Source organism: Pseudomonas sp. UBA6753 (assembly GCF_002453565.1).
Classification (GTDB): domain Bacteria; phylum Pseudomonadota; class Gammaproteobacteria; order Pseudomonadales; family Pseudomonadaceae; genus Aquipseudomonas; species Aquipseudomonas putida_Z.
In genome coordinates this window covers 110,315-120,858 of the sequence record NZ_DKHD01000023.1, presented here as the reverse complement: position 1 = coordinate 120,858, position 10,544 = coordinate 110,315, and the positions used below count along the sequence as shown (strand labels likewise).

Below are 10,544 nucleotides of genomic sequence, written 5' to 3'. Positions count from 1 at the left end.
ACATTCGTGTGCGCCGGGTCTTGGGTAACCGGTCTGTCAACCCATGTATAGCTGCCCCCATTCGTTTGACAGCGTTGCCAGGCGGCTCCACTTACCCAAGGAGCTTTACATGCGCAAGATGGTCCCCGATCCACCCCACTCCCTCGATTCCACCCAGGCTCTGCAAGACACCCTGGTCCAGTCCTCAGAGTACGTACTCTGCGCCCTGTTCGTGGCCCGCCAATCCGTGCAACTCAAACCCACAGCCCCGAGTTCGATCGTGATGCAGGCCGTGATCCATGAAATGGAGGCGGTACAGGGCCTGGTCGAGTCGGCATTGATGCAATTGCAGATGCAGGCCCATTTACCGGCTGAGCCACGAACTTTGCACTAGCAGGCCTGGCCTCTTCGCGGGCACGCCCGCTCCCACAAGGGTAATCATTGCCCTCAAGTACTGCGCCGTACCTGTGGGAGCGGGCGCGCCCGCGAAGAGGCCGGCCCAGACACCCAAGATTCCAGGGAGAAAAACAATGCCCACCGACGACACAAAGCAACCCACCACAGTCGGCAAGACCTGCTTCTACCAAGGCGAAAACAACACCCACCCGCTGTTCCGCATCGAACCCGGCATCCCCTGCCAGGACGCCCGCGAACAGGCATCCGAACTGATGGGCTACGTCCGCGACCTGATCATCACCGGTTTGATGGATGGCGACCAGAAGCTGATCTGGGCCTCGCATTACCTAAGTGCCATGGCTAAGGCGCTGCTGGATGATGCTGAATTGGGGATGATGAAAAAATAAGAAATAAAGAAGCCCTTGGAAACGCAAAACACCCAGGGGCTTCATTCATCGCATCTCGTCGCGATCACACCCAAATACGCTCCGGCCCCATGCGGTAATACGACCTCTTCCATCGCGATGTAGTCCATTTCCCAAACAAACAGCAAACCCGCTGTATTCGTTGCCAGTGCACAGCCCACACCTTAGCCTCGTCTCTTCATCGCCATTCAGACCAACGCAGGAAGGCGATCGTCGGGCTAGGCGCAACCAACCATTGCGTAATGGCCTCCACCTCGTTTCCGCAGGACCACTCGGTCACTCATTCATCGACAAGGAGTAGCCACTAGGCTACATTTAATGCATGCCGAATCAGATCGACACAACGTCTGAATTTGAAGATTGGCTGGATGGCGTAAAAGACCCAATCGGCAGAGGTGCTGTCACCTCAAGGATTGCCAGAGCCGAAAATGGCAGCTTCGGTGATACCGAATCGGTTGGCGATGGTGTCAGTGAGATGCGCGTGTTTGTCGGCCCCGGATATCGAATCTACTTCGTACGAACGGGCCCAACCCGCTACCTGATGCTCTATGGCAGCGATAAAACGGATCAACACAGAGCCATCAAACGAGCCAAGGAAATCCTTGATGCAATACGAGGTAAAAAACGATGAGCTACAAGTCCACCCCTGAAGACATGCCAATCCTTGATCTGGACTTGAGCAATACCAAACGATTCGAGGCATCCCGGTTTCTCGACAGCCCAGAAACCATCGCAGCATTTCTGGCAGAGGCTATGAAGGCTAACGATGCTCAAATCCTGATGCATGCCCTGGGTGAAGTGGCAAAAGCCAAGGGCGTGAACCAGTTTGCGCAAGACGCTGGCGTCAATCGCGAGTCTCTCTACAAAACTTTGAAGGGCGGCGATAAAACCCGATTTTCTACAATTCAGAAGCTGATGCTTGCCTTGGGCGTAGAACTCACCGTCAGGCCGCTCAAGAAGCTCCCCGCGTCTTCATAGGCTCGCCCGCGCAATTGGGATGTTCGCTACAAACAACTTCGCGCCACACAACGAAAAAGCCCCTGGAAACTTTCGCTCCCAGGGGCTTCATCTTGTATGGCGGAGAGATAGGGATTTGAACCCTAGGTACTGTTGCCAGTACAACGGATTTCGAATCCGTTTCTGGCCTCATATTTTTTTGATAGAAATTTATAAATCTCAATAAAATCAATCAGTTCAACGCAACGTGACACAACAGCATTCCACAACTTTCGGGGGATTAATTCCCCCAAAATTCCCCCAAGGTTTTGAGTAGTCGCGAGCTTTACGTTTAGGCTAGCATCTAGCCACCATAAACTATGCGGAGCAACCACATGGGCGCCAAGGAAGACCTGATCAAGAAGCTACAGCAGCGAGCAAACGCCGAAAGACTCAAGGATAGGCTTCTGGCTGAGCAGCACGCCCTATTCGTCGAAAAGCTGCCAGATCTATACAAGCTCCTGGAGGGCGCCGTCGACGGCGTGCCGGGAGTTGAGGTTTCCCACCAAGACCATAGCGCAGACATGGACAGACATTATCCTAGCCTGATCATAGAGTTCCTAGGCAGCGAAATCCGGTTCGACCCGATTAGCAAGAATGGAGAGTATGGAGTACGGGCGAGGAATCTGGACTATTCAGATCTTTTGTTTCTCCCTACGGACAACGAGGCATGGACAGCAGAGGTTTCTTCGGACGAAGTCTCTGAGCTCACCGAGGACCTGATCATTAATCGGTTGTCTAAGCTTCTTGATGAGGACAGCAAGGAAACCATCCACCTGTGGGATTGACGTCCCGGTGTAAAACTGATGCACGCTAGGCCCGGAAGGTCAGTGTAGTGGCGGCAGATCCTTACCGCGTGCCTTGGCCACCACACGAAGCTGATAATCGGAAACGGCCTGGAACAATGACTCGGCCAGCAAGCGCAAGCGCTCGACCTCCTCAGGTGGCGCGCAACGGTCCTGAGCCTGGTGATAATCACGCATGGCATCGATAGCCTGCTGAATCAGCGGCTCGCCAGCCTCGACCAGGCCAATGAAGGTGCGCTTGTCCATGTCCCACTCCGATGCTCAGTCGGAGCAGTATAGTCAGCGACAAGCCCCTGCCGCCGCCTCAAGCTGCTTCTCGTAGCCAATCCGCTGTCTTCGCTCAGCCAGCAGCGCACGCACCTTAACTTCCAGGCTGTCGGTCTTTCGCAAGCCGGCAGCTGCCCACGACGGTATAGCCACCTCCGGCGCGCGGCACGGCACCTGCACCGGCACCTCAACGCGGACGTACTGGATCTGCGGCTCTACCTTGCCGGCGCACCCGGCTAGGCCCAGGGTTAGCACCAATCCGCTCCCACAGGAAAGGCCACGGATTACGCGGCCTGCAGATCGAAACCACCCTGTTCCGCTCCCACAGGAGCGCGAGTTCAGGCCCAGGCTCATAACCCCAGCTCCTTGTCGATGATCGAGGTAGCGGCAGCGCACTGGTCACCACCGGTCCGCTCCTGCTGCAGGCGGTTCGCCGCGGCGTAGTCGACATCCGCGCTGGCCTTGGCCTCACCCACTGCCTTCTCGGCGCCGGCCTGGCGTGCGTTAGCGGCCAGGGCCAGGTCGCCCAGTGCCTTACCCTGCTCCTGCGCCAAGCCAGCCAGGTTGTCGCGCGCGGCGATGCACTGAGCGGCCTTGTCGTGCTGCGCATCGAGCAGCGGCCGGAAGTGCCCGGTGGCCGCCCAGGTGCCCGCCATAATTCCGATCAGGATCAACAGCCCAGCGCCGGCAAGCCGCGTCACCCAGCCGTTCACGCCGCACCTAAGAAAAGATCCCGCTCAGCGGCTCGCCGGCGGACCAAGCCATCGAGCACCTTCCCGCCAGCCTTGTTCCAACGCGGGAACTGCTCGGCAGCGGCTGGGTAGTTGCCGGCGTTGAGCAGTCGGCGGAGCGTGGATGATTCGAGATTGGCCGCGCCAAGGTTGTAGGTGAAGCTCATCAGGGCGTCCCATTGGTTTTGGTTCAGCTGGGAGGTGACCAGGCGCTGCACTTCTGGCTCGAAACGCTGCACGTCGTTCAGTAGCATGCGCTCGGCCTGCTCCTTGGTGATCGACATGCCAGCCTTCACGCCACGGGTTGTGCCGTAGCCGATAGTCCAGACCCCGACTGAGTCCTGATAGGCCTGCAGGCGCAGGCCCTCGAACGACTTGATGAGGCTCAAGCCGCGTTGCGATGTACGCATGGGTTTTCTCCAGGCAAAAAAATACCGCCAGGTGGCGGTCGGTGGTTTCGGTGCGGATCAGGCCGGCGGCGCGGGCCAGTCGATCTCGCTGGGGTAGCCTTCCTGCTCAGGCAGGCGGCTGAGCGCAACGCGGTAGCGCTTCCATTCCTTGAGTAGCGCGGCCTCTGCCTCGGTGGCCTCGTCCAGCTCGACGGCATCCTGCAGCGGGGCAATCGCGGCATCGGCCACGGCGCGGCGCTGCGCCTGTTCGGCAACCACAGCGGCCAACAGCTGCTCGGCAGCGGCTTGGGCCTTGGCTTCAGCAGTGACCACCTGCGACCAGTCAATCACGCCGGGAGTCGCGGCCAGACGTTCGCCCAGGTCCAGGCCGGGCAACTGCACTTGGCCGTCAGCCGGATACAGGTCGACCGGGAAGCGTGCACCCTCTGGCGCGTCGGCGTCATGAGGCAGCATCAGGGTTAGCACCAGGGCGCCGTCGATGCGCTCGACCGGGGCAATCACGAAATCACAGCCCACGGCCTCGGCCGGCAAGGTCGACCCATCAGCCAGGCGCGAAAAGTCCAGAGCTATGCCGTTCACCTCCAGCAAGTCGCCGGCCTTCACAACCGAAAGGTGGATGTCAGAACGAACCGGGGAAAGCTTGATAATCATTAGAACCACCTCCCGATGGCATGAGCAGAAATCTGGACGGCGGTACCCGCAGCCCTGGACACCATGTCGAACCCGCGCAGTGTGACCGTAGATCCGCTGGGAGTGCCTGCAATGGCAGTCCAGTTGGCAGCGGACCCCCAGCGGAACGAGCCAGGTGTTACAACCGGAATTCCAATGAACGATGCAGGGAAGGACCACAACCGCGTGCCTTGATAAACGCCGCCGGTGTATACGGTATCGATTGCCTGGTCAGTAACACTGATACTCAGCCAGCATTCCATGGTGCCGTCGGCATACTTCGTGTACTCGCCATTTGCATTGCTGCCGCGCTCGAAGATGGTCCCAGTAGGGGTGCCGCCGCTCTGGCTGACAGTACCCACAATGTCAGCTACAGCGGCCGCTTTCAGGCCAAGACCGGAGCGCCCCAACGCAGCGGTGTTGCCGCCAGTACCACCCTTGGCCACCGGCACAACGTTCTCGGTGGAGACAGCCCCCAGGCCGGCCAGCGTCGAGCCCCAGGTGTTGGCGATATCGTTGAACTTGTCGGCCAGGGTCTTGGTGTAACCCTGAACCGGTGCGATCGCATAGGTGCCGCCGGCTACCGTTACCCCTTTATATGCCGGCAAGATGCTCAGCACCGTAGCGCTGGCAATGTTGGTCACCTCATACCAGTTGCCGTCGGGGCCCAGCAGCGCATCGCCCACCCGGGCGTTCGCGGAGAAGTTGGTGCCGGCACCGGTCACCGTTGTTTGGCCAGCCGTGATCGCCACGGTGCCAATTCTGTACCAAGCCATAATGAATTCCCGTTTTAATTCAAAGTGCGCGCATAGGGCGACCGGCAAAAACCGTCCGTCCATTTACACCAGACGCGTTCGTGCCGGCGTTAGCTCCGGAATACGCTTGGAGAACACTTCTGTTTCCTACGTGAAAACCTGCCGGGTTCTCGTAGATGGTGTACCCGTCGTAGAACTGCGGCAATAAACTTGAAGCCAGGAAGTAGTCATCAAAACTACCAGTCCAAGGCATTTGAAAACTCGACCACAGCGTTGAACCGATAGCAATGTCAGAACCTGCAACCTTGAATCGATCAGAAGAAGGTGCGCCACCGCTCAACAGTATCAAGTTATCATTGCTATTAAACGTAGCTTCTGACAGTTCGTTCTTTATCCGAATTCCATAATCACCTGACGGCGGGCTTGTGGCTACGCTAGTTCCTACCATCCACTTGACGGTATAGTACAAAGTATTGAACGCCCCTCCGAACCAGCCATCCACTGTGAATCCAGTCCACGCCCCAGGTGAGCCGCGCACCCTGTAGTTACAAACCATCATGCCCGTATCGGAGCGCAGGAAGACCATCGGTTCTTCAGTGGTTGTAATAGCAGGACTAAAGGTGCCTCCCCCACTCGTAATGTAATCTCCAGCCCCCCTCCGTCCTATTGCAAAAGAGCCACTACTCGCAACTCTGATCGCCTTATTGCTATTGTCGATCTGGACTAAATTACTGTCATTCCTGGCCCTAATCCCGTAATCAGCAGTAGCATCTTGGGCGTCACCGAAGGAAAGCACTTTGACAATCCACTTTAGGCTGTAAGCTCGGCGCAAATGAAGCGTACCTGTGCTCCACCAAGCCTCTATGCCGCCAGCCGAATTTGGGGTAGACGACTGCACTACAACAAATGAATTAGCCTTTATCTGAGGAATTGAGAAATACTGATCCCAAGCCCCATTGCCGGTAACCTGCAGGGTATAAATCGACCTTAGCGCCGTGACAGATGTATCGAGCGTGATAACTCCGGACGCATTTCTCGTTCGGGTTCCATATATCGCCATCAGGTCAATCTCCCCACCGCTGTCCGCTCAACCCCGTTGGCGTCGTACACATAGAGCCCACCGTTGTTGAGCAGGATCGATCCGTCAGCGGTCTGGCCGCGGATCGTCACTGCGCCGCTTACCATGTTCAGCTCGATGAGCGGGCGCCCCTGCGAATCCACGGCCTGCGAACGCAGGGTCATGCCGAGAATGATGTTCTGGATGAACGCCGTGTTGATAAGCGCCGTGTTGATGAACACCTGGCCGTTTTGCACCACGAACGGTGACGCCAAGGTACCGTTGATACCATTGACCACAGCGAAGCGGTCCGCCGACACCAGAAACTGGCTCTGTAGGCCGGCCGGTCCGTTTTCGATGCCAAGGCCGATGCCAGCGGCCACATACTGGCCTTGGGCGTTGACCTGCATCTTGACCGACCACATGGTGCTGGCCTTGTCGTCGAGTGCCGCCAGGGCCTGACTGGTAACCTGCACCGCAGCGCTGGTCTTTTGGACTTCGGTGTTGGTTTTTCCAATCTCGCCGTTGGCTTTGTCCAGCCCCGAGTTGAACGACACTTCCAACGTCTCGGTTTTCTTCGCCTGGGCATCGATTGCGGTGGCCCGGGTCTTCGCTTCCTCGGCAATCTTGGCCGTGCTTTCCCAGGCCTTCAGAGCGCCGGCAAGCTCACCCTCGGCATTGTCGTCCCGCCCAGCCGTGTACACCGCCTCAATATTGGTGCGCATCGAGGCAACCGCCTGATTGGTGTCCGCCTGGGCCTGCTCCACGGTCTGGATCTTGCCGGTGTTCTCGTCCACCTGGGCGCTGACGGTTTCGACCAATAGGCCCAACGCCTCGTCCGCATCAGCCCGAACAGTCGCCTCGTTCTCTACAGCCGCTTCCCGCGCCTGACGCTCGCCTGTCACCGCGCTGTCACGGTCAAGCTTCTCCTGATCGAGTGTCTGATTAGCGGCATCGACCCGGGCACTGACCGATTGGAGGCGCGAGGCAGTCGAGCTTTCGTTGTTGGTGACCGTGGTCTCCAGCTGCGAAATGCTCGCGGTGTTGCCGGCCACTTTGGTATTTACCTCGGTGAGTCGGCTGGCCGTCGCGCTCTCGTTGGTAGCCACCGTGCGCTCCAGGGACCGGACGCTTGCGATGTTGTCATCGACGCGCGACTCCACCACCACCAGCCTGGTGGCCATGGCTTCGTTCTGCGTTGCGCGCGTGCGCGTCTCTTCCGAGACCTTGGCCAAGGTGTCCCAGCCCCGCAATGCATCGTTGAGGGCCCCTTCCCCGTTGTCATCGCGGTAGGCCGACTGCACGGCCTGGAGCATGGCCGCGCTTACCGTGACCTTCCCGTCGACTGTCGCGATGTCGGTGGTGTTCTTGGCCACCGCCTGCGCCAGGCCATTTGCCGTCGAGGCAATGCTGCCGATATCGACCCAGTAAGTCGGGTTCGGCGGGGCGTTGCTGCCGTTGGCTGCCGCCGGTACCGGCGCAATGGCCATGTACAGACGCTGTCCGCTGCGCACGGCGTCGTCCTTGGCGTAGGCGTTGGTGGCGACGTACTCGAGCGGGTCGGTCAAGTCAGTGATCAGGCCCTCCAGCTCCTGCTTGGCCGCCTCGATACGGCCATTCACCGACTCCGGGCCCTCGCCGGAAATCTTCTCGATTTCTTCCAACAGGTTCTGGCCCAGCTGCGTCTCGCTGATCTGACCTGCCAGGGCATCAAGAAAGGTGCTGACATCCGTCGATGTCGATGCTGGGACCTTCAAGAAGCCACTCAGCCCATATGCGTTCCGAGAGCGGATGAAGTAGAAGTAGTTCGTGAAGAAAGCCAGCCCTGTGTGGGTAAGGCTCATGCCCCGTCCCAGGTACTCAGCCTGTTCCGCAGTCGCGAGCGGATCCATGCTGTAAAAATACTCGTAGGTACCGCCGTTTAGCCCGTGCTGCACGTTGCTTGGGAATAGCGTGATGGTATCGATGGTGGACTGCACCCGGCATGCTTCAGGAACGGGTGGCCCATCGATGTTCACGGTGATGCTGGCCTCTCCGGAACGAGTTAACGGGCCGGTGGCAGCAACACTCATGGTGTAGGTGCCAGATGGAAGACCAGAAAGCGGCAGTTTGCGCGTTGTCGCCGGCACCTGCTGCGCCTGCACAGCGGCCGTGCCCTGCCTTACCGTAATAGCGTAACCAGTAACTACGCCATAGGGGGCGTCCCACGACAACGTCCCTTGGGTCACCTCAGCATTGTCGTCAGTCGACCAGGTGAGCCCGGTTGGGCTGCCCAGACCGCCAGTGGGCAGGCTGATGAACCCGATCGGGTTGTATGGCTGCCCCACGGCATCGTCAAAGATCGCCGGTTCATTCTGCGCGACCGAGACATTACAGCCGCTGTCGGTGCTCATCGACCAGTCGGTGACGATGAATTCGCCCACGATATTCAGGGATGGCAGGTTGACCTTCACCGAGCGGCCAGGGCGGCAGTTGTAGCCCATGAAGTTCATGGGGATCGACAAGGTTCCGCCGGCGCGTCGGCGGCGCAGTTCGATGTTGGCCAAGCGCTGGGCCTGGTACGGGTTGCTGACGTAGGAGAACGACAGAGTTTCTGCTGCCTCACCGCCGTCAGCCACCACCCATTCGCTCACCGCCACCTCGGGATAGTCCGTCTCGGCCCAGGCTTGCGCCGGGTCAACGAAGGTGCCGCGCACGGTGTTGATCGCCGAGTCGTTGGTCGGCTCAGTGCTGCCGGTGACGGTACCGATCACCATGTCCTCAGTGATCTCGAAGTCATACGGGCCGTAGTAGGCCCCGACCTGCAGCATCCAGCGGCCGCCGACACGGATCAGCTTGCCTCCGCACGCCGTCTCCAGCTTCTGCATCACCTGGGTGCGTGACTCGTCGGCGCCGATGACACAGCCTGAGCGGTATCGTGCCGAGGTGCTGCCATCTGCGTTGGCCAGCATTTCATCGCACACGCTGGCACTGTTGGCGAAGCTGGAGAACACAATCTCATCATCCGGCACACCGCAACGGTTGCGCAGGAACCAGAGGATGTGAAGGGCAGTGTTTTCGCTGTAGCCGGTGGTTTGGGTGCGTGGGTCGTAGATGTCTCGGCGCCCGCGAATCACGAAGCGCACATCCGGAATGCCAGAGGGATACTTCTCGGCGCTGTATTTGAACGATACCCGCACGAAGGACAGGCCCCGGCCGATCTGGGTATCGCGCCAGTCCCGGCTGTTGGCTTTCAGGTATGAGTTCACCTGAGTCGGGTTGGTAACCAGTTCATAGGAGGCGTACTGGCCGTAGGCCTGAATGACCTCCTCCCCCAGGAAGATGTCTTCCAAGCCATCGATTTCCCCCTCCGACAGCACGTAGACCATGTGCAACCATTCGCCGTCTGTCTGGTCGCCGGCCTGCTCCTGCCCCCAGGCCAGAACGCCACCAGTGCTCACCCGGCCCAGCACGTAGCGTGCAGCCGCCTTGGACGAGCGCAGGGTCTGGCTGGACGGTTCACTGGTGCGCAGCGAGCCGGTATCGAGCTTGTCCTGCTGCGACGCAACGTAGAACGCCATCGCTGCGCCCGCCAGCGCGCCCCAAGGCCCGCCCTGGATGAAGCCAATGGCCGCGCCGACCGCGATCTGGGCCACCTTCTTGACTGCTGAACTCATTCAACTCTCCACACCATCAACGGTTCACACTCAATACGCCCGACCCCATCGGGGGACACCGACCAGAACTCATCCGCCCAGAACACCGCCACGCCTCGCCCGTTGGGCCCGTCGTACAGGGCGATGTCGCCCCGCTGCAGCAGGCCTGGTTGGATGCGGACAAAGCAGGCATCCCAGGCGGCCTCCAGTGAGCCGTGCAACTTCTTCAGCAGACGCTTGGCTCCGGCCTCGGAGGAGTAGCGGCCCCGGTAGGCTTCGGCAGGGTCGACACCGCACACCGCCTGGGCGCAGTCGGCAGCAAACAGGCAGCAGTCAAATTCGCCCCATGAAAAAGGCCGCTCGGTGGCGGCCTTGATCGTGTTGGCAAGCTGTGTCGTCCAATCGCGCTTTCGCATGG

14 protein-coding genes are annotated in these 10,544 nt (G+C 59.5%); 5 read left to right on the top strand and 9 right to left on the bottom strand.

The window, feature by feature from the left end:
- Positions 1 to 109: 109 nt before the first annotated feature.
- The 5 genes from B2790_RS09095 (at position 110) to B2790_RS09075 (ending at position 2,584) form a co-directional block, all read left to right on the top strand.
- The gene (locus tag B2790_RS09095; RefSeq protein ID WP_025340251.1) at positions 110 to 373 is read left to right on the top strand and encodes a hypothetical protein; all 264 of its coding nucleotides are present in this window, start codon (positions 110 to 112) and stop codon (positions 371 to 373) included.
- Between the two features lie 136 nt (positions 374 to 509).
- Positions 510 to 782: a DUF3077 domain-containing protein gene (locus B2790_RS09090; RefSeq protein ID WP_025340252.1), complete on the top strand. Its 273-nt coding sequence runs from the start codon at positions 510 to 512 to the stop codon at positions 780 to 782.
- Between the two features lie 340 nt (positions 783 to 1,122).
- Positions 1,123 to 1,431 carry a type II toxin-antitoxin system RelE/ParE family toxin gene (locus B2790_RS09085; RefSeq protein WP_274079743.1) on the top strand — a complete coding sequence of 103 codons (309 nt, stop codon included), beginning with the start codon at positions 1,123 to 1,125 and terminating at the stop codon, positions 1,429 to 1,431.
- Positions 1,428 to 1,778 carry an addiction module antidote protein gene (locus B2790_RS09080; RefSeq protein ID WP_274079744.1) on the top strand — a complete coding sequence of 117 codons (351 nt, stop codon included), beginning with the start codon at positions 1,428 to 1,430 and terminating at the stop codon, positions 1,776 to 1,778. Before B2790_RS09085 ends, B2790_RS09080 begins: the two co-directional genes overlap by 4 nt.
- Positions 1,779 to 2,131: 353 nt before the next feature.
- Complete coding sequence (locus B2790_RS09075; protein WP_286918665.1) at positions 2,132 to 2,584, top strand: hypothetical protein; 453 nt, start codon at positions 2,132 to 2,134, stop codon at positions 2,582 to 2,584.
- Between the two features lie 39 nt (positions 2,585 to 2,623).
- Here the strand turns inward: B2790_RS09075 and B2790_RS09070 are convergent, their stop codons facing one another.
- From B2790_RS09070 to B2790_RS09030, 9 genes are read right to left on the bottom strand one after another with little or no spacing between them, the layout of a single operon-like run.
- Positions 2,624 to 2,848: a hypothetical protein gene (locus B2790_RS09070; protein WP_286918664.1), complete on the bottom strand. Its 225-nt coding sequence runs from the start codon at positions 2,846 to 2,848 to the stop codon at positions 2,624 to 2,626.
- A gap of 33 nt (positions 2,849 to 2,881) precedes the next feature.
- Positions 2,882 to 3,223 (bottom strand): hypothetical protein, encoded by a 342-nt coding sequence (locus B2790_RS09065; RefSeq protein ID WP_414708575.1) that lies wholly within the window; start codon positions 3,221 to 3,223, stop codon positions 2,882 to 2,884.
- The gene (locus tag B2790_RS09060; protein WP_414708574.1) at positions 3,220 to 3,525 is read right to left on the bottom strand and encodes a hypothetical protein; all 306 of its coding nucleotides are present in this window, start codon (positions 3,523 to 3,525) and stop codon (positions 3,220 to 3,222) included. Before B2790_RS09060 ends, B2790_RS09065 begins: the two co-directional genes overlap by 4 nt.
- 53 nt (positions 3,526 to 3,578) lie before the next feature.
- Positions 3,579 to 4,010 carry a lysozyme gene (locus B2790_RS09055; protein WP_286918662.1) on the bottom strand — a complete coding sequence of 144 codons (432 nt, stop codon included), beginning with the start codon at positions 4,008 to 4,010 and terminating at the stop codon, positions 3,579 to 3,581.
- Positions 4,011 to 4,067: 57 nt separating this feature from the next.
- Entirely contained in the window at positions 4,068 to 4,661 is a 594-nt protein-coding gene (locus B2790_RS09050; protein WP_286918661.1) for a tail fiber assembly protein, read from the bottom strand.
- A complete protein-coding gene (locus B2790_RS09045; protein ID WP_286918660.1) occupies positions 4,661 to 5,518 on the bottom strand; it encodes a hypothetical protein in 858 nt (285 codons plus the stop codon). Before B2790_RS09045 ends, B2790_RS09050 begins: the two co-directional genes overlap by 1 nt.
- Positions 5,475 to 6,494, bottom strand: a complete 1,020-nt coding sequence (locus tag B2790_RS09040) for a hypothetical protein (RefSeq protein ID WP_286918659.1) — start codon at positions 6,492 to 6,494, stop codon at positions 5,475 to 5,477. Before B2790_RS09040 ends, B2790_RS09045 begins: the two co-directional genes overlap by 44 nt.
- Positions 6,494 to 10,147 carry a phage tail tip fiber protein gene (locus B2790_RS09035; RefSeq protein ID WP_286918658.1) on the bottom strand — a complete coding sequence of 1,218 codons (3,654 nt, stop codon included), beginning with the start codon at positions 10,145 to 10,147 and terminating at the stop codon, positions 6,494 to 6,496. The genes B2790_RS09040 and B2790_RS09035 overlap by 1 nt, the downstream gene beginning before the upstream one ends.
- Positions 10,144 to 10,542 carry a DUF6950 family protein gene (locus B2790_RS09030; protein WP_286918657.1) on the bottom strand — a complete coding sequence of 133 codons (399 nt, stop codon included), beginning with the start codon at positions 10,540 to 10,542 and terminating at the stop codon, positions 10,144 to 10,146. Before B2790_RS09030 ends, B2790_RS09035 begins: the two co-directional genes overlap by 4 nt.
- Positions 10,543 to 10,544 lie beyond the last annotated feature (2 nt).